This window comes from Sinisalibacter lacisalsi, from assembly GCF_014640115.1.
GTDB classification, from domain to species: Bacteria; Pseudomonadota; Alphaproteobacteria; order Rhodobacterales; family Rhodobacteraceae; genus Sinisalibacter; species Sinisalibacter lacisalsi.
In genome coordinates, this window is sequence record NZ_BMGI01000003.1 from 313,896 (window position 1) to 336,808 (window position 22,913).

The 22,913-nt window shown below is 68.4% G+C and carries 23 protein-coding genes; 13 read left to right on the plus strand and 10 right to left on the minus strand.

The window, feature by feature from the left end:
• Positions 1–50: 50 nt before the first annotated feature.
• Positions 51–863, plus strand: coding sequence for a protein-disulfide reductase DsbD domain-containing protein (locus IEW01_RS10940; RefSeq protein ID WP_188527667.1), 813 nt, complete (start codon positions 51–53; stop codon positions 861–863).
• Here IEW01_RS10940 and IEW01_RS10945 read toward each other — a convergent pair.
• The 5 genes from IEW01_RS10945 to IEW01_RS10965 all read right to left on the minus strand — a co-directional run bounded on the left by IEW01_RS10945 (position 860) and on the right by IEW01_RS10965 (position 7,807).
• Positions 860–4,255 (minus strand): efflux RND transporter permease subunit, encoded by a 3,396-nt coding sequence (locus IEW01_RS10945; protein WP_188527668.1) that lies wholly within the window; start codon positions 4,253–4,255, stop codon positions 860–862. The two genes, IEW01_RS10940 and IEW01_RS10945, sit on opposite strands and share 4 nt — an antisense overlap.
• A gap of 1 nt (position 4,256) precedes the next feature.
• A complete protein-coding gene (locus IEW01_RS10950) occupies positions 4,257–5,762 on the minus strand; it encodes an efflux RND transporter periplasmic adaptor subunit (RefSeq protein ID WP_188527669.1) in 1,506 nt (501 codons plus the stop codon).
• Positions 5,763–5,859: 97 nt separating this feature from the next.
• Positions 5,860–6,408, minus strand: coding sequence for a molybdenum cofactor biosynthesis protein B (gene moaB, locus IEW01_RS10955; protein ID WP_188527670.1), 549 nt, complete (start codon positions 6,406–6,408; stop codon positions 5,860–5,862).
• Positions 6,405–7,013, minus strand: a complete 609-nt coding sequence (locus tag IEW01_RS10960) for a metallophosphoesterase family protein (RefSeq protein WP_188527671.1) — start codon at positions 7,011–7,013, stop codon at positions 6,405–6,407. Before IEW01_RS10960 ends, moaB begins: the two co-directional genes overlap by 4 nt.
• A complete protein-coding gene (locus IEW01_RS10965) occupies positions 7,010–7,807 on the minus strand; it encodes a uracil-DNA glycosylase (RefSeq protein ID WP_188527672.1) in 798 nt (265 codons plus the stop codon). Before IEW01_RS10965 ends, IEW01_RS10960 begins: the two co-directional genes overlap by 4 nt.
• A gap of 174 nt (positions 7,808–7,981) precedes the next feature.
• Between IEW01_RS10965 and IEW01_RS10970 the strand changes: the two genes are divergently transcribed.
• From IEW01_RS10970 to IEW01_RS11005, 8 genes are all read left to right on the plus strand, one after another.
• Positions 7,982–8,938, plus strand: coding sequence for an aspartate carbamoyltransferase catalytic subunit (locus IEW01_RS10970; RefSeq protein WP_188527673.1), 957 nt, complete (start codon positions 7,982–7,984; stop codon positions 8,936–8,938).
• Positions 8,935–9,486, plus strand: a complete 552-nt coding sequence (locus IEW01_RS17850) for a hypothetical protein (protein WP_188527674.1) — start codon at positions 8,935–8,937, stop codon at positions 9,484–9,486. The genes IEW01_RS10970 and IEW01_RS17850 overlap by 4 nt, the downstream gene beginning before the upstream one ends.
• A 17-nt stretch (positions 9,487–9,503) precedes the next feature.
• Complete coding sequence (locus IEW01_RS10980) at positions 9,504–9,920, plus strand: hypothetical protein (protein ID WP_229738207.1); 417 nt, start codon at positions 9,504–9,506, stop codon at positions 9,918–9,920.
• A gap of 66 nt (positions 9,921–9,986) precedes the next feature.
• The gene (locus tag IEW01_RS10985) at positions 9,987–10,556 is read left to right on the plus strand and encodes an aspartate carbamoyltransferase catalytic subunit (protein WP_188527675.1); all 570 of its coding nucleotides are present in this window, start codon (positions 9,987–9,989) and stop codon (positions 10,554–10,556) included.
• Entirely contained in the window at positions 10,553–11,056 is a 504-nt protein-coding gene (locus tag IEW01_RS10990) for a hypothetical protein (protein WP_188527676.1), read from the plus strand. Before IEW01_RS10985 ends, IEW01_RS10990 begins: the two co-directional genes overlap by 4 nt.
• The gene (gene pyrC / locus IEW01_RS10995; protein WP_188527677.1) at positions 11,053–12,315 is read left to right on the plus strand and encodes a dihydroorotase; all 1,263 of its coding nucleotides are present in this window, start codon (positions 11,053–11,055) and stop codon (positions 12,313–12,315) included. The genes IEW01_RS10990 and pyrC overlap by 4 nt, the downstream gene beginning before the upstream one ends.
• Before the next feature lie 312 nt (positions 12,316–12,627).
• Positions 12,628–13,233 (plus strand): glycerol-3-phosphate 1-O-acyltransferase PlsY, encoded by a 606-nt coding sequence (gene plsY / locus IEW01_RS11000; protein ID WP_188527678.1) that lies wholly within the window; start codon positions 12,628–12,630, stop codon positions 13,231–13,233.
• An 83-nt stretch (positions 13,234–13,316) separates the two neighbouring features.
• The gene (locus IEW01_RS11005; protein ID WP_188527679.1) at positions 13,317–13,778 is read left to right on the plus strand and encodes a DUF805 domain-containing protein; all 462 of its coding nucleotides are present in this window, start codon (positions 13,317–13,319) and stop codon (positions 13,776–13,778) included.
• 61 nt (positions 13,779–13,839) lie between these two features.
• On the opposite strand, the gene IEW01_RS11010 is transcribed toward IEW01_RS11005, so the two are convergent.
• The 4 genes from IEW01_RS11010 to IEW01_RS11025 all read right to left on the minus strand — a co-directional run bounded on the left by IEW01_RS11010 (position 13,840) and on the right by IEW01_RS11025 (position 17,361).
• Complete coding sequence (locus IEW01_RS11010; protein WP_188527680.1) at positions 13,840–15,210, minus strand: glutamate--cysteine ligase; 1,371 nt, start codon at positions 15,208–15,210, stop codon at positions 13,840–13,842.
• A 62-nt stretch (positions 15,211–15,272) separates the two neighbouring features.
• A complete protein-coding gene (locus IEW01_RS11015; protein ID WP_188527681.1) occupies positions 15,273–15,785 on the minus strand; it encodes a hypothetical protein in 513 nt (170 codons plus the stop codon).
• On the minus strand, positions 15,782–16,639 hold the full coding sequence (locus tag IEW01_RS11020; RefSeq protein ID WP_188527682.1) for a GNAT family N-acetyltransferase: 858 nt from the start codon (positions 16,637–16,639) through the stop codon (positions 15,782–15,784). Before IEW01_RS11020 ends, IEW01_RS11015 begins: the two co-directional genes overlap by 4 nt.
• The gene (locus tag IEW01_RS11025) at positions 16,639–17,361 is read right to left on the minus strand and encodes a 16S rRNA (uracil(1498)-N(3))-methyltransferase (RefSeq protein ID WP_188527683.1); all 723 of its coding nucleotides are present in this window, start codon (positions 17,359–17,361) and stop codon (positions 16,639–16,641) included. The genes IEW01_RS11020 and IEW01_RS11025 overlap by 1 nt, the downstream gene beginning before the upstream one ends.
• 15 nt (positions 17,362–17,376) lie before the next feature.
• Between IEW01_RS11025 and ubiA the strand changes: the two genes are divergently transcribed.
• The 3 genes from ubiA to IEW01_RS11040 all read left to right on the plus strand — a co-directional run bounded on the left by ubiA (position 17,377) and on the right by IEW01_RS11040 (position 21,043).
• Entirely contained in the window at positions 17,377–18,345 is a 969-nt protein-coding gene (gene ubiA, locus IEW01_RS11030; RefSeq protein WP_229738209.1) for a 4-hydroxybenzoate octaprenyltransferase, read from the plus strand.
• A gap of 66 nt (positions 18,346–18,411) precedes the next feature.
• Positions 18,412–20,691: an OmpA family protein gene (locus IEW01_RS11035; RefSeq protein ID WP_188527685.1), complete on the plus strand. Its 2,280-nt coding sequence runs from the start codon at positions 18,412–18,414 to the stop codon at positions 20,689–20,691.
• A gap of 25 nt (positions 20,692–20,716) precedes the next feature.
• Complete coding sequence (locus IEW01_RS11040) at positions 20,717–21,043, plus strand: hypothetical protein (RefSeq protein WP_188527686.1); 327 nt, start codon at positions 20,717–20,719, stop codon at positions 21,041–21,043.
• 72 nt (positions 21,044–21,115) lie between these two features.
• Here IEW01_RS11040 and IEW01_RS11045 read toward each other — a convergent pair whose 3' ends face one another.
• Entirely contained in the window at positions 21,116–21,769 is a 654-nt protein-coding gene (locus IEW01_RS11045) for a peroxiredoxin (RefSeq protein ID WP_188527687.1), read from the minus strand.
• A gap of 119 nt (positions 21,770–21,888) precedes the next feature.
• Here IEW01_RS11045 and IEW01_RS11050 point away from each other — a divergent pair, with 119 nt between their 5' ends.
• The gene (locus IEW01_RS11050; RefSeq protein ID WP_188527688.1) at positions 21,889–22,806 is read left to right on the plus strand and encodes a hydrogen peroxide-inducible genes activator; all 918 of its coding nucleotides are present in this window, start codon (positions 21,889–21,891) and stop codon (positions 22,804–22,806) included.
• The last annotated feature ends 107 nt before the right edge of the window (positions 22,807–22,913 follow it).

Consider the following 22,913-nt stretch of genomic DNA (forward strand, 5'->3'; position numbering starts at 1 on the left):
CTCGCGAATGTGACTTCCGCTGCCGTGCCGCCACCCTATATCCAAATCTCATGAACAGAATTGCCCCCCTTGCCCTCGCCGTCTCGCTCGCGGCCGCGCCGCTCCTCGCCGATGGGGCGCAGGAGCCGCCAAGCCCCGGTGTCGAGATCCTGCCGGGCTGGCGCACCGAAGCGGGCACGCATATGGCTGCGCTGCGGGTGACGCTCGACGAGGGATGGAAAACCTACTGGCGCGCGCCGGGCGAGGCCGGCTTGCCGCCACAGTTCGATTGGTCGGCATCGTCGAACATTGCCGCGATCACGCCGCACTGGCCGGTGCCGGAGGCGTTTCTGTCCAGCGGGATGATGACGCTCGGCTACCACGACGAGTTGATCCTGCCCCTCGAGATCCTGCCCGTGGATCCGGCGGCCGAGATCGCGCTGAACGGCGATCTGGCGATGGGAATCTGCGAAAACATCTGCGTGCCCCTCCAGAGGGAGGTGGCGGCGGTTCTGGATCGGGCCGAGAAGGCCCCTGATCCGCGTATTCTGCTGGCGCTTGAGCGTCAGCCGGAGAGCGCCGAGGCGGCGGGGCTGGTCTCCGCCCGCTGCGAGGTGACCCCGATCAAGGATGGTCTCACGGTGACAGCACACTTCGTCCTTCCAGCTTTGGGCGGCGAGGAAATGGCCGTGATCGAGGCCGACGATCCGTCGGTCTGGGTGTCGTCAGTCACCACCAGCCGCGACGGCGGCGAACTCGTCGCGGTTGCCGACCTCGTGCCGGCCGACGCCAAGCCCTTCGACCTCGACACCGGAACCTTGCGGTTCACGGTCATGGACGAGGCCCGCGCGGTGGATATCCTGGGCTGCAGCCCGATCCGCTAGGCCCGCCCGCGACGCAGGTGCGCCCAGTGGGCGAGTGCCGCGAGCAGCCAGGCCACCACGACGACCACGACAGCGCCGGCGAGAAACAACCCGGCGGCGGCGAGGGTGGGATCCTCCATGCCCTCGAACAGCCCGAAAGGCAGCGCGCCGGTGACCATCACCCAGCCAAGCGTTGCCGCGAACAGCGCGGCAAGCACCAGCGCGACCCCGGTCGTTCCCAATGCGGCGCCACGCGCCCGGCGGTGCTTGAGCCCCATCATGCGGCGAAGCGCGCGCATCTGCTTGCCCACGTCTTCCTGCACCGCCACCAGCGCCGGCACCACGAGCAGGACGAGGAAAAAGCCGAAGCCGAGGCCGTAGACCAACGTGATCACCGTCGGCTTGAGGAACTGGGCCTGGCTCGAGGTCTCGTAGAGCAGCGGCGAGAGGCCGATCACGGTTGTCGCGGTGGTGAGGAACACCGGGCGCAGACGATCGGCCACCGCGTCGATGATCGCCGGCACAAGGCCGCGATCACGGCCGTATTCGTCGATGGTGCTCACCAGCACGATGGAATCGTTGATGATGATCCCCACCATGCCGATCAGGCCCACGATGGAGAAAAGGTTCATCGGAACCCCCCAGGCGTAGTGCCCCCAGAGCGCGCCGATCAGCCCGAAGGGGATGATGCCCATCACCACCAACGGCCGTGTCCAACTCGAAAAGATCCATGCGAGCGTGAGGAAAATCCCGATCAGCGTGAGGAGGAGGCCGAGGCGGGCATCTTCGAGAAACGCGCTTTCCTGTTCCTTCAACCCGGCGATCTTGTAGGAAATGCCGTGCTCTTCGGCGACCGCGGGCAGGATCTCGGTTTCGATGGCGCGGGCGATTTCCTCAGCGCGGGCGGGATCGCTCTCGTCGATATCGCCGGTGACGGAGACCACGCGCAACCCGTTCTCGCGGTTGACGGTGGAGAAGCCCGACCGGGTGGTGACGGTGACGATATCGCCAAGTGGCACATAGGCGCCCGCGGCATTGCGCAACATCGTGCGTTCGAGGAAATCGGCGGTCAGCTCGTCCTGCGGCAATTCCACCCGGATCGTGCCCGAGCGCATGCCCACCGGATAGTTCGCGGCCTCGATCCCGCCGAGACGGCGGCGCAGCTCGCGGCCCAGCTCGTCGATGGTGAAGCCGAGCGCCTTGCCCTGCGCGGTCAGTTCCAGCACCAGTTCGTCCTTGTCGTAGGCAAGGCTGTCCTCCACCGCGGAAACCTCTGGGAACTGCACGACGGCGGTTTTCAGCGACTCGGCCGCGGCCTTGAGAACCGCTGCGTCGGCGCCGGTCAGCTCCACGTCGAGCGCATCGCCGCCGGGGCCGAAGCGGCCGCCCCGGAAGCTCAGTTCCTCCAGCATCGGGTGACGCGGCGCGCGTTCCTGCACGTCGCTCACGAATGCGAAGGAGGAAAACGGCCGCTGGTCGGCATCGATCAGTTCGATCGAGACCGAGCCGAGCAGCTCGGCATCCTTGTCTTCGGCGGCGGCAAGCCCGCGGCCGGCGTTGCCGCCAACCTGGCCCAGAACGTAGAGGATCGGATCGACCCCGGTGTCGGCTTCGACCTCGGCGCCGTAGTCGCGCACCGATTGCTGGAGCATCGCCAGCATCTCCACCGTGTCCTCGCGCGTGGCGCCGGGGGCCATGGCGAAATTCGCCGTCACGTCGGAACGCTCGGGGGCGTTGAAGAAGCGAAACTGCACCTTGCCCTCGATGAACAGCGCGGCCTGCGTGGCGAGCACCAGCACGGCGCCGGCGAGCACCGGGTAACGCGCGGCGATGACGAACCGCATGAGCGGACGGAACAGCCGCTCGCGCACGAAACGGAAGCCCTTGTTGACCTGCCGCGACGGCCAGTCATACCAATGGTGCTCCTTCGAGTGCGTGAGCGCATGGGCCATGTGGTTGGGCAGGATCAGGAAGCATTCGACCAGCGAGGCCGCGAGCACGGCGATCACCGTGATCGGGATATCCTCGATCAGGTCGCCGAAACGCCCGCCGATGGCGGTCAGCCCGACGAAGGCGATGATCGTGGTGAGCGTGGCCGAGAACACCGGCGGGAACATCCGGCGTGCGGCGTTCTCGGCTGCGGTAACAGGGTCTTCGCCACGATGACGGGCGCGAAAATCGGCGTGTTCGCCGACCACGATCGCGTCGTCCACCACGATCCCCAGCGTGATGATCAGGGCAAAGATCGAGATCATGTTGAAGCTGAGCCCCAGCATGTACATGATCGCAACCGCGGTGAGCATCGACACCGGGATGCCGACCGCAACCCAGAACGCCGTGCGCGCGTTGAGGAACAAAAACAGCAGCACCACCACCAGGCCAAGCCCCATCAGGCCGTTTTCAAGCAGGATCTGGAGCCGCGCGGTGATGATCTCGGCGCGGGTGCGGATCAGGTCGATCTCGACGCCATCGGGAAGCGTCAGCATCATCTCGGCGGCAACGTCCTCGACGATGCGCTGCATCCGGATCGCGTCGCCCTGGGCGGAGCGGGTGACGTTGATCGTGATCGCCGGGGTTTCGCCGACGAAATAGGCCACCTCGCGGTCGATCCCCTCGACGTTGATGCGGGCCACGTCGCCGACCGTCAGCTTGGAGCCGTCGGGGTTGGAGCGCAGCACGATTTCGGCAATCTCGGCGGGAGTGCGCTTGGCCACGCCGGTGCGCACACGGGCCGATCCGGACGCCATGTTGCCGGCCGGATCGGCGGAGGTTTCGGCGCCGATGGCGTCGGCGATCTGCGCCATCGTCACGTCGTTCCTCACCAGCGCGGCCGAGGTGACTTCGACGATGGTGCGCGGTGCGGCCACGCCCCGGATCGAGGTGCGGGTCACGCCCTCGAGGAACAGCCGCGCCACCATCTCGTCGGCGAAACGGGCGAGTTGGTCGAGGCCCACCGGCCCGGTGATGACCACGTCGGTCACCGGGTCGCGCCAGCTTCCCCGCCGCACCTCGGGCGCGTCGGCCTCGGCGGGCAGCGTCGACACCGCGGCCACGGCTTCCTCGATATCGGCGGCGGCGCGGGCCATGTCCCAGCCCGGTTCGAACTCGAGCTGGATCCGCGCCCGGCCCTCCGAGGCGCGCGACGAACTTGCGGTTACGCCTTCCACCGCGAGCAGGGCCGGCTCCAGCGGCTGGACGATGCCGGTATCGACATCTTCCGCGCCGGCGCCGCTCCATCCGACCGAGACGGTGACATCGTCGATCACCACGTCGGGGAAAAACTGCGCCCGCATTTGTGGCAGGATCGTCAGCCCCGCCGCGATCAGGACCACCAACAGAAGGTTGGCCGCGGTGCGATGCCGGGTGAAGTAGCTCAGCAGGCCCCGGGCAAGTTCTGTCGGTCGCCGCGCCATGTCAGCCTCCCATCCGGCCTTCGAGCCGCTCGACCACGCTCACCGGCACCTCGGGCGCGTTCAACTGGTTGAGGATGCGCTCCTTGGCGTCGGCGGGCATCATCTGGTTGGTCTCCACGAAACTGATCAGCCGGGCGCGGCGCGCGTCGTCGAGCGCGATCATCTCGCCATCGGCGCTTGCCCCGCCACCGCCCGCGCCCTGTCCGCCTCCGCCTCCGGACTCTGGAGGCTCGGCATCGCCCTCGCGGAAGGGCCGCACAAGGATGCCCGCGCCGAGCATCGGGGTGCGCTCTGTCACCACCTCGCGCCCTTCGAGCGGCTCGGCGCGTACCAGAACGCTGTCGCCCCGGCGACGGAGCACCTCGACGGGCATTTCCTCGAGCCGGTCGTTCTCGCCCAGAACCAGCACCGTTCCCGCCGCGCCCACCGCCGTGGCCGGCAGGCGCGCGACATTGGCGAGCACCGGCTCCTCGATCTCCACGGTGATGAAATCGCCGGGTCGGAACCCCGGTGCATCGTCGAGCCGGGCGAAGATCAGCCGCCCGGTCTGCCCCGCGCCCACCTCGGCGCTTTCGCGGTCGACCCGCCCGCGCGCAACGAGATCGACGCCCGAAACCGCGAGCCGCGCCGTCACGTCAACGTCGAGCAACTGGCCGCGTTCGTCGACGAGGCGGGCATATTGCGCGGTGGACAGGCGGAACGAAACTTCCAGTGCGGTCGGGTCCACCAGTGTGGCCACCTTCTCGTTGGCGGTCACGATCCTCCCCTCGACGGCGTTCACCCCGGTCAGCCGCCCCGGAAAGGCGGCGGTGATCTCGGTTTCCGCCAGCCGGCGCTCGGCCTCTTCGAGCGAGATGCGCGCACGGGCAAGCCGGTTGTCGGCCTGCGCCACGCGGGCTTCGGCATTGGCCAGCGCCGAGCGCCGCGAAAGCACCGCCTGCTCGGCCGTGGCGGCGGCGAGCGCGGCGGTTTCAACCTGCGCTTCGGTGGCCACGCCACGGGTCGCAAGGTCACGCTGTCGGGCCAGCGCCTGGGCCCGCAGGTCGGACTGACGGCGGGCGCTGTCGAGGTCGTCACGGGCGATCTCCAGCGCCGCTGCGGCATCGCGGGTTTCGGCCTGCGCCTCGGCAAGGTCGGTGCGCGCCAGCGCCAGCGCGTCTTCATGGTCGGTCGGGTCGACCCGCAACAGAAGCTCACCGGCCTCCACGCGCCCGCCTTCCTCGAAACCCGCGCCGAGTTCGATCACCGGCCCCCCGGCCTGGGCGCGCACTTCGAGCGAGCGTCTCGCCCGCACTTCGCCGAAGGCTTCAAGCACCGGGGCAACCGCTTGCGACGTTACCGGCAGCACGTTGACGGCGTAGACCCGCTCGCGTGCAGGGCGGTCCATGGTCTCGCGCGCCATCCGAGTCTCGAACGCGCTGCGCACTGTCTGGGCCGCGAGCGCGAGCAGCGCGAGGGTCACGGCGATCAGAAAAATCCCGGTCAGGCTGCGGCGCAGAAATCGCATGTGCGGGTCACTCCAGAATTGGCGCCCGCAACAATCCTGGCGTCGCGCCAGCGGGCAAACTTGACATATACTCTACGGTTTGGAACGCCCGACCGGTTTATTTCCGTCGCTTGTGTTCGTCGAGCCGCGGAAAAATCTCGACGAAGTTGCAAGGCGGGTGGCGATAATCCAGCTGCGGCGCGAGGATTTCGTCCCAGGCGTCTTTGCAGGCGCCGGTGGAGCCGGGCAGCGCGAACAGGTAGGTGCCGTTGGCCACGCCGCCGGTGGCCCGGCTCTGCACCGCGCTGGTCCCGATCTTCTGGTAGGAGATCGTGGTGAACAGCGTGGCGAAAGCCTCGATTTCCTTCTCGTAGACATCGCGATGCGCCTCCACGCTGACGTCGCGCCCGGTAAGGCCGGTGCCGCCGGTCGAGATCACCACGTCGATCTCGGGGTCGAGCGACCAGGCGCGCAGCCTGTCGGCGATCACGCCGCGATCGTCCTTCACGATGTCGCGGTCGGCGAGAATGTGGCCCGCGGCCTCGATCCGCGCGACCAGTGTATCGCCCGATCGGTCATCCTCGGGCGTGCGCGTGTCGGACACGGTGATCACGGCCACACGCACCGGGATGAATTCGCGGCTTTCGGCGTCGGTGATGGTGTTCATTGTGGCGTTCCTTCGAGTTCGAACCAGTTGACGGTGGGGCCGAGGTTGACGATGCGGGTCGCGCCGCGCCTTGCCTCCTCGCCCCAGCAATCATGGATATGGCCGCACAGCAGGAGCCGGGGCTGCACCCGGTCGACCGCGTCGCGCACGGCGGTGGAACCAACCGAAAGCCCGCTCGAGGTGCGGTCGGCGATGCCCTTGGGGGGCGAGTGGCTGACGATGATGTCGGCGCCCTCCGAGCCCGCCAGCAATGCCGCGGCCTCGTCCTCGGTCAGGTCCCAGCTCCAGGGGCCGAAGGGGGTGACCGGCACGCCGCCGCCGAGGCCGAAGATGCGCAATCCGCCGATCCCGATGCCCGCGCCGTGCAGCACATGCGCGCCCTCGGGCGCGGCGGCGCGCAACTCTTCTTCGCTCTCGTTGTTGCCGGGCACCATCACGAGCGGTGCCTCGATCCCGGCGAGCATCGCCATCGCCGCGCCGACGCCGCGGCGCATGTTGCCGAAATCACCCGCGCCGATGACGAGATCGGCCTCGCGCGAGGCCGCCACGAGATCGGCGGCGCGGGCGCGCGCCATGTGCAGATCGGAGAAGGCGAGAATCCTCATGCGCCACCCTCCAGCCGGGCGCGGATCTCGAGCAGATCGGCCCAGGCCTCGCGCTTGGCGGCGGGGTTGCGCAACAGGTAGGCCGGATGAGTCATCGGCATCACCGGCTTGCCGAGCGCCTGCGTCCATTGCCCGCGAAGCCGCAGAATTCCGGTGCGTGCGAGAAGCGCACCGCAGGGGGTGTTGCCCATCAGCACGAGCACCTCCGGGTCGGCCAGCGCGATGTGACGTTCGAGGAAGGGCACCATCATCGCCATTTCCGCCGGCGTGGGCGTGCGGTTTCCGGGGGGGCGCCAGGGCAGAACGTTGGTGATGTAAACCGCCCGTGCCGGGTCGGGGCTGTCGCGGTCGAGCCCGATGGCGGCGAGCATCCGGTCCAGCAGTTGCCCCGCGCGCCCCACGAATGGGCGCCCAACCCGGTCTTCGTCCGCGCCGGGAGCCTCGCCCACGATCATCAGCCGCGCCGCGGGGTTGCCGTCGGCCAGGACGAAATTCCGCGCGCCCTTCTTCAGCTCGAGACCGTCGAAATCGCGCATCGCTTCCGCCAGCGCGCCAAGATCGCCCGCCGCCGCGGCCAGTCGCCGCGCCTCGGCGGCGTGATCGATACTCGGGGCCTCGCCCGGCGGGGCCGCCTGCGCAGGCGCAGGCTCGGCGGCGCGCCGCGCGGGCTTCGGCGCGACCTGGGCCAGATCGCAGCGGTTCACGGGGGCATCGCCCACCGCGTCCACCGCGCCAAGCTCGACATACCATTCGAGCAGCGCCCTTGCCTGATGCCAGTCCAGTGCCGATTCCATGGCTCCAAGCTAGGGCCGTGCCGGGGAAGCGGCAAGCCGTGGCGGCGCGCCGAATGCCCTTTCATCCTGGCTCAAATACCTCACGGGGGTCCGGGGGTGTGAAACCCCCGGCCTCGCCGCCTTGCCCGGACGCGCCGTGAAGGCTAAACCGGGCGCAAACAGGGAGCCGCGCCCATGACCTTCCGCCACCGTCACCTGCTCGGGATCGAACCTCTCCGCCCGGAGGAGATCACCACCATCCTCGATCTCGCGGAAAAATACGTCGATCTCAACCGCCAGCCGGTGAAACGCTCCAAGGTTCTCAAGGGGCTCACCCAGATCAACATGTTCTTCGAGGCCTCGACCCGCACCCAGGCGAGCTTCGAGATCGCCGGCAAACGGCTCGGGGCCGACGTGATGAACATGGCGATGCAGGCCTCGTCGATCAAAAAGGGCGAAACCCTGATCGACACCGCGCTTACGCTCAACGCCATGCACCCCGACCTGATCGTCATGCGCCACCCCAACTCGGGCGCGGTCAACCTGTTGGCCGAGAAGGTCAACGCGGCGGTGCTGAACGCCGGCGACGGCAAGCACGAGCACCCGACCCAGGCGCTGCTCGATGCGCTGACGATTCGGCGCAAGAAGGGCCGTTTGCACCGGCTGACCATCGCCATCTGCGGCGATATCGCGCACAGCCGGGTGGCGCGGTCGAACCTGATCCTGCTCGGCAAGATGGAAAACCGGGTGCGCCTGATCGGTCCGCCAACGCTGATGCCCGCGAAAATCGAGGAATTCGGCGTCGAGGTCTACGACGACATGCGCGCCGGGCTGGAGGGGGCCGACGTGGTGATGATGCTGCGGCTCCAGAAGGAACGGATGGACGGCGGCTTCATCCCGTCGGAACGCGAGTACTATCACCGCTTCGGGCTCGACGCGGAAAAGCTCTCCTATGCGAAGGACGACGCGATCGTGATGCACCCCGGCCCGATGAACCGGGGCGTCGAGATCGACGGGGTGATCGCCGATGACATCAACCGCTCGGTGATCCAGGAACAGGTGGAGATGGGGGTTGCCGTGCGCATGGCGGCGATGGACCTGCTCGCGCGCAACCTGCGCGAACTGGCCGGACCAAAAGAGGTGATGGTATGAGCGATGATCCCCTTGAATTCGGCCCCGATACCGGCCTGCGCGAGATCTGGCTGTTCACGCTCTTCGTGCCGTCCGCCGAGATCGCCGACTGGGAGCCGCCGCGCATCGGTCAGCCGCCGCGCGACTGGCCGCTCGAGGCGGCACTGGGCGCGGGGCCGCTCGATCCCGCCCATGTTCAGGTGTTCGAGGCGGCCGATCTCGGCCCGGGCGGATTGCGCCGTTACCTCGCCGATGCCCACGGCATGGACGAGGCCGAGGTCGAAGCCGACGCAGACAGGCTCGACGCGCTGCGCGGCACAGTGGCGGTGGTGTTGTCGGGGGCGCTCCGGGAGCGTCCGGGGCGGTTCGCCCCGAGCCGGCCGGCGAACTTCTTCGGTCGTTACAGCGCGCCCCGGCGCCTCTCGCCAGTGACGCCGGCCATGCCGTCGGCCAGCACCACGGGCCATATCACGCCACCCCCCGGCCCGGCGCTCGACTACCGCCGCGCGCTCCTTCTTGCGCTCGCGGGACTCCTCGCCCTTGTGTTCGTCATCCTCGCCTTCGTCTGACCCGACAGGAAATGCCCATGCCCGATCCGATCCCCGCGCTGGCCGATGGCGAGGCCCTCGTCGCAAGCTTCACCGGCAGCCGCGAAACCTACATAAAGGAGCACGTGATGCTCGCCGCGATCGGCTCGGTCGGCGCCGTGCTGGTGCTGATGGCGATGGGCAATGCCCATGCCTGGACGGGCGTGGTGGGCGCGGTGTTCGCAATCGCGATCCGCGGTTTCTACGTCGCGTCAGAGCAGATCGGCATGACCTGGCAACTCACCGACCGCCGCCTCATCACCCCCGCCGGCATCGGTATCCCGCGCTCCGAGATCGACAAGGTGCGCACGATCTTCTCCGCCGCCCAAGTGGTCACCCGCAAGGGCGAGAAATACATGATCAAGTACCAGGCCGACCCCGGGCAAGTGGCCGCGACGATCATGGGCAAGGGCTAGCACGTTGCCCCGGACGGTCCGCCCGCCTATACCTTGGGCGTTCCGCCCCCCAGCAAGCAGCGCGCCATGACCGACCGGCCAGCCTCCGTAACCGAAGCCCCGGCCCAGCCCGAAGGCTGGCGCGGTATCCTCGATGAGAACGAGCGCATCCTGTGGCAGGGGCGGCCCGACCACGGGTTTCACGTTGCGCTTGTCACGCTGCCACTTGCCCTGTTCGGTTTGGCTTTCGCAGGATTCGCGCTGTTCTGGATGCTCATGGCGGCGCAGGCCGGCGGGGTGTTCTGGATGTTCGGCCTCATTCACTTTTCGGTCGGGGCCGCGATGGTGTTCGGCGCGCTCGTCTGGCCCACGCTCCGCCGTCGCCGCACCTGGTACACGCTCACCGACCGGCGGGCCTTCATCGCCACCGATCTGCCGGTAAAGGGCAAGCGGCTCGAGAGCTACCCGATAGGCGCCGGAACGCCGCTCGTGCTCAAGGCGGGCGCCCCCGGCTCGGTGACGTTTTTCCGAGAGGAGAGACGTGGCAGCAAGGGCCGGGTGCGCATGGTCGATATCGGCTTCGAGCGGATCGCCGAGGCGGAAAAGGTGCACGGCCTGATCCGCGGGATTCAGGCCGACGCGGCGGCCCGGGCATGAGCGGGCGCCCCGATCCGGGCGCGGCGCTCGAACCAGGCGAGGCGCTGGTCTGGCAGGGCTACCCGAAGCCGGGCCGGCGGGCACCAGCCCGCGCCAACCTCCTCGGCGCGGCGCTCTACGTCGCGGCTCTCCTGCTCACCGTTTTCGCGGGGTGGCTGGAAATCTACTGGGGCCATGTGCCGCAGTGGCGCCTCGTGGTCTACCTCCTGGTGTCGACGGCCGCCTTCTGCACCTACCTCGGGCTGCGCTTCACCCTGCTCGACCGACGCCGCGCCCGCGCGCGCGATGCCCGCACCGCCTATGCCATCACCGACCGGCGCGCGCTCGTGCTCGCCGGGCCCTACCGCGCCGAGGTGCGCCTCGCGCCCGGCGTGACCGTGCAGACGCGGGGCGATACGCTCCTCGTCGAAGGCCCGCAGGCGCGGCTCGCCTTCGAACGGCTTGACGACGCGGAGATGGCGCGCGACACCCTGTTGGCGCGGATCGAGGGAATGCCATGACCACCACCACCTTCATCAATGCCCGCCTGATCGACCCCGAGACCGGCACCGAAACGACCGGGAGCCTGACCGTCGAGGCCGGCACGATCGTCGGGCGGAATCTCGCGCCGCGCGGCGCGGTGGTGGACTGCGACGGCAAGTGCCTGGCCCCGGGGATCGTGGATATCGGCGTCAAGATCGGCGAGCCGGGCGAGCGGCACAAGGAAAGCTTCCGCACGGCGGGCGAGGCGGCCGCGGCCGGCGGCGTGACGACCATGGTCACCCGGCCCGACACCACGCCCACGATCGATACGCCTGAAACGCTGGCCTTCGTCACCCGCCGCGCCCGCGAGGTTTCGCCGGTGCGGGTGCACTCCATGGCCGCGCTGACCAAGGGCCGCGAGGGCCGCGAGATGGTCGAGGTCGGGTTCCTGCTCGACGCGGGCGCGGTGGCCTTCACCGATTGCGACAACGTGGTGACCGACGCCAAGGTATTCTCCCGCGCGCTGGTCTACGCCCGCAGCCTCGGCGCGCTGGTGATTGCGCACCCGCAGGAACCGGTGCTGACCCGGGGCGCCGCCGTCACCTCGGGCAAGTTCGCCTCGCTGCGCGGTCTTCCGGCGGTGTCGCCGATGGCCGAGCGCATGGGGTTGGAGCGCGACATGGCGCTGGTGGAGATGACCGGGGCGCGCTACCACGCCGACAACCTCTCCGCCGCCGCCAGCCTGCCGGTTCTGGAGCGCGCCAAGGCGGCGGGGCTCGATGTCACCGCCGGGGTCAATATTCACCATCTCACGCTGAACGAGTTCGACGTCGGCGATTACCGCACCTTTTTCAAGCTCAAGCCGCCGCTTCGAGCGGAAGAGGATCGGGTGGCGATGGTTGAAGCGGTGGCCACCGGTCTCGTCGACGTGATCTCGTCGATGCACACGCCGCAGGACGAGGAGAGCAAGCGGCTGCCCTACGAGGAGGCGGCCTCGGGGGCGGTGGCGCTGGAAACGCTCCTGCCCGCCGCGATGCGCCTCGTGCACGCCGGCGCTCTCGCGCTCCCGGTTCTGTGGCGCGCCCTATCTCTGAACCCGGCCCGGCGCTTCGGCCTGCCCGGCGGCACCCTCGCCGAAGGCGCGCCCGCCGATCTCGTTCTGTTCGACCCCGACGTGCCCTTCGTGCTCGACCGTTTCGCGCTGCGCTCCAAATCCAAGAACACGCCGTTCGACGGCGCGCGTCTGCAGGGCCGGGTGCTGGGCACCTGGGTGGGTGGCGAACGGGTCTTTGGCTGACGCCCCCTTTGGCCGGCGTCGGACCGGGGGTTTCACACCCTCGGACCCCCGTGAGGTATTTTCGGACCCAAGAAGAACCGGGAAGCCCCGAAGTCGGGCCGGCGCGGCGGTTCGAAAAGCGACAAGGGCGCGTTAAGGTTAACGGCTCGTTGCTTCTTGGGTCGTCAAATACCTTCGGGGGGTGAGCCCGAAGGGCGAGGGGGGCAGACAGCCCCCCTTTGCTGCGGTGCGGACTTCGGCCGGGTTGGCACGGATGCGCCGCGGCGTTGGATTTGATCTTGTCCGGGAAGGGCGATCGGGGGATAGAAGGGCATGCCCGAGATCATCACCTCCGCTCCGTTCCTCGCCCTCACCGCCGTGCTCGGCTACCTGCTCGGGTCGGTGCCCTTCGGCCTTGTCTGGGCGAAGCTGTTCGGCCTGGGCGATATTCGCGAGATCGGCTCGGGCAATATCGGTGCGACCAACGTTCTGCGCACCGGCCACAAGCTCGCGGCGCTTCTGACGCTGGTCGGCGACGTCGGCAAGGGCGCCTTCGCGGTGCTGGTGGCGCGCGCGCTGCTCGGGGATGACGCGGCGCAGGTGGCCGGGCTCGCGGCCTATCTCGGCCATCTCTACCCGGTCTACATAGGCTTTCGCGGCGGCAAGGGTGTGGCGACATGGCTCGGCACGATGCTCGCCGTGGCCTGGCCGGCCGGGCTCGCGGCGGCCGCCACCTGGCTCGTCATCGCGGCGGTGTTTCGCATTTCGTCGCTCGCGGGGCTCGCGGCCGCGGCGCTCACGCCGGTCTGGGCGATCGCGGTGGGGCACGGCGACACCTTCCTACTCGCGCTGCTTCTCGGCGCGCTGATCTTCGCACGGCATCGACCGAATATCGGTCGGCTCCTGCGTGGCGAGGAACCGAGGATTGGCCGCAAATAGTCAGGCGGCGCGGCACCGTCCGAGTTGATTTCGCAGGCAAAGCAGCGCAGAATCGCTCCGTATTCAAGAGGGGAGGGCGGCTCATGACATTCTCCGAGTCCGTTAGAACGTGTTTTTCCAAGTATGTCACTTTTTCGGGGCGGGCGGCGCGATCCGAATTCTGGTGGTTTGCGCTTTTCGTTTTCGGCGGTCAGATCGCCTTGTCGATCGTCGACTCTGTTGTGTTCGGTACCACGACGACGACCGAATACGGTTTCGAGGCCTCGACCGAAACGCCGATCCTGTCGGGTATCTTCGCGCTGGCGACCTTTCTGCCGATGGTATCGGTGGCGGTGCGCCGGTTGCATGACCGCGACAAGTCGGGCTGGTGGTATTGGCTCGGCCTGATCCCGGTGGTGGGCATCATCATCCTGATCGTCTGGTTCGCCACCGAGGGCACCCGTGGCGCCAACCGCTTCGGCCCCGATCCGCTCGGGGGCGGCGATGATTATGGTGGAGGCGCGGGGCTGACGGCCTCATCGGTTCCGAACGTGCCGCGGGATTGAGGCCACCAGGTCCGGCCGGAGGGCAGCCTCCGGCCGCCGGGCGAGGCGAGGCGCCTCCGCGTCAGTAGCTGTATTCGTCGTAGATCCGGCTGAGATCGCCGCCCCATTCGCCGTGGTACTTGGCCAGCAGTTCGTCGGCCGGGGTCATCCCGTCTTCCACGGTGTCTTCCAGAGCGGTCAGGAAGTGGCGCTCGTCGGGCACCATGCCGCTGAAGCCGGGGCGCGCGCGACGGCGCAGGCCGCCGCGCGAGATGTCGAGCACGGTTTCGGCAAGTTGGTGAATGTGCAGCTTGCCGACCTGGCCCTGCAGCCCGTCGACCGAGGCCGCCACGCGAAGTTCCTCCCGGGTCTCGGCATCCCAGCCCTTGACGAGATCCCAGGCGGCGTCGAGCGCCAGGTCGTCGTAGAGCAGGCCGACCCAGAACGCGGGCAGGGCGCAGATGCGGCGCCACGGTCCGCCGTCGGCGCCACGCATTTCCATGAATTTCTTGATCCGCACCTCGGGGAAGATCGTGGTGAGGTGATCGGCCCAGTCCGACAGGGTGGGGATCTGGCCGGGCAGGGCGGGCAGCTTGCCGTTGAGAAAATCGCGGAACGACTGGCCGCGCGCGTCGACGTATTGCCCGTCGCGGTAGACGAAATACATCGGCACATCGAGCGCGTAGTCGACGTAACGCTGGAAGCCCATGCCTTCTTCGAAGACGAAGGGCAGCATGCCGGTGCGCGCCGGATCGAGATCGCGCCAGATCCGCGACCGCCACGATTTGTGGCCGTTCGGCTTGCCCTCCAGGAACGGCGAATTGGCGAAGAGCGCGGTGGCGATCGGCTGCAGCGCGAGGCCGACGCGAAACTTCTTTACCATGTCGGCCTCGGAGGCGAAATCGAGGTTCACCTGCACCGTGCAGGTGCGATACATCATCTGTTTGCCGAGTGTGCCGACCTTGTCCATGTAGTCGGTCATCAGCCGGTAGCGGCCCTTGGGCATCATCGGCATCTGCTCATGCGTCCAGATCGGGGCGGCGCCGAGGCCGATGAAACCGGCACCGATCTGGTTGGCGACGTGCTGCACCTCGCGCAGGTGCTCGTTCACCTCGTCACAGGTCTGGTGAATCGTCGCCAGCGGCGCGCCGGACAATTCGAGCTGGCCGCCCGGCTCCAGCGAGATGTTGGCGCCCCGCATTTCCAGCCCGATGATGTGCTCGCCCTCGTGGATCGGGTTCCAGCCGTAGGTGTCTCGCAGGCCCTCCAGCATCGCCTTGATCGAGGTCGGCCCCTCGTAGGGCAGGGGCATCAGCGTGGCCTTGTCGTAGCCGAACTTCTCGTGCTCGGTGCCGATCCGCCATTCCTCGATCGGCTTGCAGCCCGACGCGAGGTATTCTGCGAGCTGGTCGACGTTTTCGATCGGGCCGCCGCCGGTTTGGGGAATGGACATGGGGGGCCTCCGGGCTGTTCGTTTTCGCGTGGTCTGCTTGGTGGGCCAAGGCGCGGGCGGTGTCAATGCAGGCGCGCCGGGGGCTTAGCCCAGATCACGACGCTGTGCGTGGGGCGGGAGCGGCTGGCGCGGATCGCTGCTTCGATGTCGACGCCGGGCAGGGCGGTGAGCGCGTCGAACAGCTTGGCCGTGCCCTCTGCGGAAGCGGGAATGATCAGTGTCTCGCCGCCCGAGCGGAAGCGCCAGACCGGCAGGCCGGCGCGGTCGGGCCCGAGGCTGACCTCGGTGAGCAGGTCGAGCGAAGCGATGCCGCCGCCCACCGGTGCAAGGTAGGCGATCTGCCGTTCATCCACCTCGACCACGCCGAGGCCGCCGTGGCCGCCGTGGAATCGCGCGCGCTGAATCCCGGTCCAGAGCAGCGCCGCGCCGCCGACCACCAGCGCCCAGCCGATCCAGCGGATCAGCCCCAGGCCGGTGAGCGCCCACCAAAGCGCCAGTGCCAGAACGGCGCTGGCCGCGATGACCTCGCGCCAGCGGTGCAATTCGTGGCGCAGTTCGGGGCGGATGAAGGTCATGGCTGCGCTCCTATGGTGACGGGGGTTTTCAGGATCGCGAGCGCATAGGTGCCGACGCGGGCAAAGCCGATGGCTTCGTAGGCGCGCGAGGCCGCGAGGCCGGAGGCGAAGAGGATCGCGGTGGTGACGCCGTTCGGCCGCTCTTCGGCGAGGTGGAGGGCGACGACGCGGCGGGCCAGCCCCTGCCCGCGATCGGCGGGCGGCGTGAAGACCCCGCCGATCTGCACCATGTCGGGCAGGCGGGCGTTGATCGCGCTCATCGCGCGTGGCGTGCCATCCACTTCGAGAATACGGGTTTCGCCCCCGGCAATGGCGCGCGCGGCGCGCTCGCGCGCCTCCATCGCGATCCGTTCCGGCGCCGCCATGCGAAGTTCGTCGAGATAGCCGCGAAACCACTCTTCGAGCAGCGCGCGGTCGTCCTGCGTCGGCTTGCGGAGTATGCCCGGCCCGGATGGCGGTGTGAGCCGGGCAAGATCGAGCCGGTAGAGCGGTTCGGGGTCGTCGAGGCTGAAGGCGGCGCTGTGCAGGCCGAGCGCGCGTTTCATCAGGGCGACCTCGGTCACCTCGCCGACGATTCCGGCGAGCATCCGCCCCGCCGCCGCCTCGGCGAAGGTGTGCCACAGGGCCGCATCGGCGCCCCGGGCCTGGCTCATGGCGAAGCCCGCATTGCTGAGGCCGAAGACCGCGCTGACCCCTCCTTGCCCGGCAATCCAGAAGGTGGTGGCGTGCGGTGCGCCGTGGTCAAACAGACCATGCTCGCGCAAATTCGCGCGCAGGAACATCGACGTGTCGGGATAGCCCGCAAGGAATGCCTCGATCGCCGCTTCGTCTCCGGCCTTCGCGGGGCGCAGCATCACCAGTCTCCCAAGGTCGATTGCCACAGGGTCAGGGCTGCGACGGCGGCAGTATCGGCGCGCAGGATGCGCGGCCCGAGGCTCACCGGGTGGGCCCTTGGCATGGCGTGCAAACGGGTTCGCTCGGCGTCGGAAAAGCCGCCCTCGGGGCCGATCAGGATCGCCCATTTGCCGCCCGTCGCGGCGCCGAGGCTTTCGCGCGCGCCGGAAAGCGCCTCGTCGGCGAACATGATCTGGCGATCCTCGGGCCAGGCATCGAGCAGCTTGTCGAGTCTTTGCAACGCGTCCACAGGTGGCACGAAGGTGCCGCCGCATTGCTCGGCGGCCTCCACCGCGTGGGCCTGCAACCGGTCCTGCCGGATCCGCTCGGCGTTGGTGAACGCGGTCTGCACCGGCAGGATGCGCGCGGCGCCCATCTCGGCGGCCTTTTCGACGATGAAATCTGTGCGCGCCTTCTTGATCGGCGCGAAGATCAGCCAGAGGTCGGGCGGGTCGAGCTGCGGCGCGCTCTGGCCGAGCACCGCGAGCCGCCCGCCGCGCTTGCCCGCCACGGCCACTTCCGCCGTCCACTCGCCGGCCTGGCCGTTGAACAGCGCCACGCGCGCGCCGGGGCCGAGACGCATCACCGCGAAAAGGTAATGGGCCTGGTCGCGCGTCAGATCGACGGATTGCCCCGCCCCCAAGGGGGCGTCTACAAAGAGGCGGATTTTCTCACGGTGCATCATGGGGAGCACGATATGGCGGGTGCGGGGAAGAAGCCAGAGGCGGCGGGGCAGGTTGCCGACGCCGTGCGCGGCAACTGGGTCGACCGGCACGCGCCGGCCTGGAGCCGCCCCTACCTGCGGCTGTCGCGCGCCGACCGGCCGATAGGCACGTGGCTATTGCTTCTGCCCTGCTGGTGGGGGCTGCTGCTGGGCATCGGCGAAACCGGGCAGGTCGGCTGGCAGGACGCCTGGATCGCCCTTGGCGTGGCGATCGGCGCCTGGCTCATGCGCGGCGCGGGCTGCACCTGGAACGATATCACCGACCGCGACATCGACGCCGCCGTGGCGCGCACCCGGTCGCGCCCGATTCCCTCCGGGCAGGTGAGCGTGAAACAGGCGCTGGGCTGGCTCGCGGGGCAATCGCTCGTCGCCTTCCTGATCCTGCTCACCTTCCACCCGAACGCGATCCTGCTCGGCTTCATCTCGCTCGCGCCGGTGGCGATCTACCCGTTCGCCAAGCGGTTCACCTGGTGGCCGCAGGTGTTTCTCGGCCTCGCCTTCAACTGGGGCGCGCTGCTGGCCTATACCGCCCACACCGGTGCGCTCGGCTGGCCCGCGGTGGCGCTCTATCTCGCCGGGATCGGCTGGACGCTGTTCTACGACACGATCTATGCCCACCAGGACAAGGAAGACGACGCGCTGATCGGGGTGAAATCCACCGCCCGGCTGTTCGGCGACGCCACCGCGCCTTGGCTGCGCGGCTTCCTGATTGCTACCGTGCTGCTGATGACGCTCGCCATCGTGCTCGCCTTCACGCCAGACCGCTCGGTGCTGGCGCTCACCGTGGCGCTCGGCGGCGCGTGGTTCATGGGCTGGCACATGGCGTGGCAGTTGCGCGTGCTTGACACCGAAGACCCCGACACCTGCCTGCGCCTGTTCCGCTCCAACCGCGACGCGGGACTCATCCCTGTGCTGTTTCTTGCCGCTGCCGCGGTCCTTTGATTGCGCCCGGTTCCGTCGCGGCTTAAGGAAGCTGAACTGGAACCGGAACCTGGAACTCGACCGCCCATGCGCCTGCCGCGTCTTTCCATTCTGCGCAACAACCCCGGGATTCTCAGCATCGCCGTCTTCATTGCGGCGGCGCTGATCTCGCTCTTCGTCGCCTGGGGCGCGCTCAGAGCCATCGAGACCGTCTCGCAAAGCGCGGTGGAGCGGGCCTTGCTGCTCGAGGGGGAGGACTGGGCCAGCGTCGAGACAAGCGGTCTTCAGGTGGTTCTTTCGGGCACCGCCCCGAGCGAATCCGCGCGTTTCCAGGCCTTGTCGATCGCGGGCGCACGCGTCGAGTCGAGCCGCGTGATCGACCTCATGGAGGTGCCGCCGCCGAAAGACATCATCCCGCCCCGGTTCGCTGTCGAGATCCTGCGCGGCGAGGCGGGGATCTCGATGATCGGGCTGATCCCCGCTGCGACGGATCGCGAGGCGCTGGGAGCGCAGATTCAACGCATCGACCTGGCCCGCGCGGTGACCGACCTGCTGGAAACGGCCGATTACCCGGTGCCCGAAGGCTGGGACGACGCACTCGGGTTCGCGATCGAGGCGCTCCGGATGTTGCCGCGATCAAAAATCTCGATCCGCGCCGACCGGGTGGCGATCGAGGCGATTGCGGATTCGCGCGAGCAGAAGGCGGGGTGGGAGCGCCAGTTGCGCGCGCAGGCGCCCGGCGGCCTGCGGATCGCGCTCGATATCACCGCCCCGCGCCCTGTGATCACACCCTTCACCCTGCGCTTCACCATCGACGACAGCGGCGCCCGCTTCGACGCCTGCACCGCCTCGAACGAGGCCGGGCGCGACAAGATCGTCGCCGCCGGGGTTGCGGCGGGGGTGAAAGGCAGGCCCTCTTGCCCGATCGGTCTTGGCGAACCCTCGACGGATTGGCCCGAGGCCGCGGCGCTCGGGATCGCGGCTCTGCGCGACATGGGCGGCGGATCGCTCACCTTCTCCGACGCCGATGTTACCCTCGTCGCTGCCGAAGGCACGCCGCAGAACACCTTCGACCGGGTGGTGGGCGAGCTTGAAACCGAATTGCCCGACGTGTTCTCGCTTCACTCGGTGCTGCCCGACCCGGTGAACATCTCCGGCACCGGCGAGTCCGACGGGCCACCCGAATTCGTCGCCACGCTCAGCCCCGAGGGGCTGGTGCAGCTGCGCGGGCGCGTGGCCGACGCCCAGGAGCGCACGGTAACCGAGAGCTTCGCGCGCGCGCGCTTCGGCTCCGATAACGTCTATGCCGCGATGCGGCTTGATCCCGAGTTGCCGCGCGGCTGGTCTGTCCGCACGCTCGCCGCGCTTGAATCGCTTTCGCATCTCGCCAACGGGGCGGTCGTGGTGCAGCCGCTCGTCGTGGATGTGCGCGGCGCGACCGGTGATACCGGCGCTTCGGCGGAAATTTCGCGCATCCTGTCCGACAAGCTGGGTGAGGCGGAGGATTTCCGCGTGAACGTCCGCTACGAGGAAGAGCTCGATCCGCTGGCCGCGCTCCCCACCCCGGAGGAGTGCGCGGCCGAGATCAACGCGGCGCTGACCGAGAACAAGATCACCTTTTCGCCCGGCTCGGCGGAGATCGAGGCGTCTTCGGTGCGGACCGTCGACCAGATCGCCGAAATCCTCAAGACCTGTCCCGACGTGGCGATGGAAATCGGCGGTTACACCGACAGCCAGGGCCGCGAAGAGATGAACCAGGTGCTGTCGCAGCGGCGGGCCGATTCGGTGCTTTCGGCGCTGCTCGCGCGCCGCGTGCTCACCAGCAATCTCACCGCCTTTGGGTACGGCGAGGAAAACCCGATTGCCGACAACGATACCGAGGAAGGCCGCGAGGCCAATCGCCGGATCGAGTTCCGCCTGATCGGCGCGGGTGCCGTCGATGAAGACACGCCGGAATCGGCGGACGAAGATCCGGACACTGCCGGCGGCGACGGCGCGGAGGACGCGACGGAAGACGAGCTGACAGCGGTTCGCCCCCTCGCTCGCCCGGATGAACTGGTCGAGGACGTGACGGGTGAGGATGGGGCCGAAGAGCCGGCGAACGACGCCGCCGACGAGGACGCCCCCGCCCCGCAGGATGAGGGCGACGCCGAAGACACGCCCGAAGCCTCACCGGAACCAGCCGAAGAAGCCGTGCCCGAGAGCGAGGCCGCCCCGGCGGTGGATGCCGATGCCGAGGCGGAAGCCGCCACGGCCGCCGACGCAACCGAGGATGCCGACGAGGCGGAGCTCGACGCCCCGATCGTCGTTGCCCCCGAGCTGGAGGGCATCCGGCCGCAACCCCGCCCCGACCGCGACGACGGCTAGAGGCCGTGCCCCAACGGAGAAGGACATGAACAGAACCGAGTTCATCATCGTCACCGCCATCATCCTCTTCGTGGCCTTCGGGTTGGGATGGTTCGCGCATTGGCTGATCCACCGCTTTTCGCGGGTGGCATCGGGTGACATGTCGGAGATCGACCGGCTGGCGCAATCGCTGCACGAGGCGGAGGAAACCCGCGATCAGGCGATCACCTACCTGCAGCAGCGCGAGGCGGAAATGTCGAACCAGCTGCACCAGGCCGAGGCGGAGTTGCGCGCGGCGATGGACGGTTTGCGCGACGCCCGCCACGAGGCGGAGGAACTGCGCGCCTATATCGAGCAGATGAACCAGCGCTGAGCCGGCCGGGCATCCGCCGAAACGCGAAACGGGGCACCCGAGGGCGCCCCGTTTTTTTCTTTGTTCCGCCTGTCAGAGTGCGCGGGTGGCGAAATACCAGTCGATCACCTCGATGTCGTCCCCGGCCTCGGCCACGCGCTCCTCGGCGGCGGCATCGGTCGCCGGCGGCGGCACGATCACCCGGTCGCCCGGCTTCCAGTTCTCGGGCATCGCACAGGCGTTTTCATCGGCGGTTTGCAGCGCCACCAGAAGGCGGTGGATCTCGTCAACCGAGCGGCCCGCGTTCATCGGGTAGTAGACCATGGCGCGCAGCACGCCCTCCGGGTCGACGATGAAGGTCGCACGCACCGCAGCGGTATCGGAGGCGCCGGGCTGGATCATGCCGTAGGCCTTGGCCACCTTCATGTCGAGGTCGGCGATGATCGGGAACTTGATGTCGACGCCCCACTTCTCCTTGATGTTGCGCACCCAGGCGATGTGGCTGTAGTGGCTGTCGATCGAGAGCCCGAGAAGCTCCACGCCCATCGCGGCGAACTCGTCTTGCCTGTTGGCGAAACCGATGAACTCGGTGGTGCAGACCGGCGTGAAGTCGGCCGGGTGCGAGAACAGCACGAGCCACTTGCCCTTGTAGTCCGCAAGGCTCTTGCGGCCGTGGGTGGTGGGCGCGTCGAAGTCGGGCGCGGGGCGGTTCAGGCCGGGGCCGATGGCTTGGATTTCTTCGGTCATGTCTTGTCTCCTCTTGGGTTTCGGTGAAGGCCCTGTCGCCTTCGATGAGACAGAGATAGGGGATTGAGTATAATCGGTGAAACGAATAAAAAAGATAACAATAATCGAAAAAAACGATCATGAATCTGCCCAGCCTCCGCCAACTCCGCTTTCTCGTGGCGCTCAACGACGAGCTGCATTTCAGCCGCGCCGCCGAACGGTGCTTCGTGACCCAATCGACCCTGTCGTCGGGGTTGAAGGAGCTTGAAGACCTGCTCGGCGCGCCGGTGGCCGAACGCACCAGGCGCTCCGTGATGATGACGCCGCTCGGCCGAGAGCTGGCCGAACGTGCGCGCGGCGTGCTGGCGGACGTGGGCGAAATGGTCGAACTGGCGCAGCGCGAGGCGGGCACGCTGCGCGGCCCGCTGCGGCTGGGCTCGATCCCGACCATCGGCCCGTTCCTGTTTCCGCGCCTCATGCCCCGGCTGCGTCGCGATTTTCCCGAGCTTCGGCTCTACCCGCGCGAGGAACTGACCGAGAGCCTGATCGAGGGCCTGCGCGGCGGGCGGCTCGACGTGATCCTGATCGCGCTGCCCTTCGACATCGGCGATCTTTCCTCCGAGTCCCTGTTCATGGACGGCTACCAGCTCGCCAGCACGCCCGACCACCCGCTCGCGGGGCCCGATCCGGTGCATGGCGCGGATCTGGACGACGAGACGTTGCTGCTGCTCGAGCGCGGCCATTGCCTGCAGCGCCACGCCCTCGCCGCCTTTCCCGAGAGCCACGCGCGGCAGGATGAGAGCTTCGCCGCCACCTCGCTGGCCACGCTCATCGCGATGGTCGAGGAGGGGGTCGGGATCACGCTCCTGCCGCAACTGGTGATCGACGCGGGTGCGGCGCGCCATGCCGAGATCGCGCTCACGCCGCTGGAGGGGGCCTGGCCGCGCGAGGTGATCCTGGCATGGCGCAAATCCTCGGCGCGGGAGGAGGATTTCCGGGTGCTGGCGCAGATCCTGCGCGAGGAGCGTGACCGGTTGCGGGCCGAGCACGGCGCGTGATGCCATCGCGCTTGGCCCACAAGTCGTGCGCAATCGGCCCCTCGCCGGCGAGGCCACATGAAATCCGCTCATCGAGTGCTCGGGTGGTGGACGCCGGTCTACCCAGC

Excerpts from the sequence above, each read along its gene's own strand:
- IEW01_RS10940 (WP_188527667.1), top strand. The coding sequence starts at position 51 with ATGAACAGAATTGCCCCCCTTGCCCTCGCCGTCTCGCTCGCGGCCGCG.
- IEW01_RS10945 (WP_188527668.1), bottom strand. The coding sequence starts at position 4,255 with ATGGCGCGGCGACCGACAGAACTTGCCCGGGGCCTGCTGAGCTACTTC.
- IEW01_RS10950 (WP_188527669.1), bottom strand. The coding sequence starts at position 5,762 with ATGCGATTTCTGCGCCGCAGCCTGACCGGGATTTTTCTGATCGCCGTG.
- moaB (WP_188527670.1), bottom strand. The coding sequence starts at position 6,408 with ATGAACACCATCACCGACGCCGAAAGCCGCGAATTCATCCCGGTGCGT.
- IEW01_RS10960 (WP_188527671.1), bottom strand. The coding sequence starts at position 7,013 with ATGAGGATTCTCGCCTTCTCCGATCTGCACATGGCGCGCGCCCGCGCC.
- IEW01_RS10965 (WP_188527672.1), bottom strand. The coding sequence starts at position 7,807 with ATGGAATCGGCACTGGACTGGCATCAGGCAAGGGCGCTGCTCGAATGG.
- IEW01_RS10970 (WP_188527673.1), top strand. The coding sequence starts at position 7,982 with ATGACCTTCCGCCACCGTCACCTGCTCGGGATCGAACCTCTCCGCCCG.
- IEW01_RS17850 (WP_188527674.1), top strand. The coding sequence starts at position 8,935 with ATGAGCGATGATCCCCTTGAATTCGGCCCCGATACCGGCCTGCGCGAG.
- IEW01_RS10980 (WP_229738207.1), top strand. The coding sequence starts at position 9,504 with ATGCCCGATCCGATCCCCGCGCTGGCCGATGGCGAGGCCCTCGTCGCA.
- IEW01_RS10985 (WP_188527675.1), top strand. The coding sequence starts at position 9,987 with ATGACCGACCGGCCAGCCTCCGTAACCGAAGCCCCGGCCCAGCCCGAA.
- IEW01_RS10990 (WP_188527676.1), top strand. The coding sequence starts at position 10,553 with ATGAGCGGGCGCCCCGATCCGGGCGCGGCGCTCGAACCAGGCGAGGCG.
- pyrC (WP_188527677.1), top strand. The coding sequence starts at position 11,053 with ATGACCACCACCACCTTCATCAATGCCCGCCTGATCGACCCCGAGACC.
- plsY (WP_188527678.1), top strand. The coding sequence starts at position 12,628 with ATGCCCGAGATCATCACCTCCGCTCCGTTCCTCGCCCTCACCGCCGTG.
- IEW01_RS11005 (WP_188527679.1), top strand. The coding sequence starts at position 13,317 with ATGACATTCTCCGAGTCCGTTAGAACGTGTTTTTCCAAGTATGTCACT.
- IEW01_RS11010 (WP_188527680.1), bottom strand. The coding sequence starts at position 15,210 with ATGTCCATTCCCCAAACCGGCGGCGGCCCGATCGAAAACGTCGACCAG.
- IEW01_RS11015 (WP_188527681.1), bottom strand. The coding sequence starts at position 15,785 with ATGACCTTCATCCGCCCCGAACTGCGCCACGAATTGCACCGCTGGCGC.
- IEW01_RS11020 (WP_188527682.1), bottom strand. The coding sequence starts at position 16,639 with ATGCTGCGCCCCGCGAAGGCCGGAGACGAAGCGGCGATCGAGGCATTC.
- IEW01_RS11025 (WP_188527683.1), bottom strand. The coding sequence starts at position 17,361 with ATGCACCGTGAGAAAATCCGCCTCTTTGTAGACGCCCCCTTGGGGGCG.
- ubiA (WP_229738209.1), top strand. The coding sequence starts at position 17,377 with ATGGCGGGTGCGGGGAAGAAGCCAGAGGCGGCGGGGCAGGTTGCCGAC.
- IEW01_RS11035 (WP_188527685.1), top strand. The coding sequence starts at position 18,412 with ATGCGCCTGCCGCGTCTTTCCATTCTGCGCAACAACCCCGGGATTCTC.
- IEW01_RS11040 (WP_188527686.1), top strand. The coding sequence starts at position 20,717 with ATGAACAGAACCGAGTTCATCATCGTCACCGCCATCATCCTCTTCGTG.
- IEW01_RS11045 (WP_188527687.1), bottom strand. The coding sequence starts at position 21,769 with ATGACCGAAGAAATCCAAGCCATCGGCCCCGGCCTGAACCGCCCCGCG.
- IEW01_RS11050 (WP_188527688.1), top strand. The coding sequence starts at position 21,889 with ATGAATCTGCCCAGCCTCCGCCAACTCCGCTTTCTCGTGGCGCTCAAC.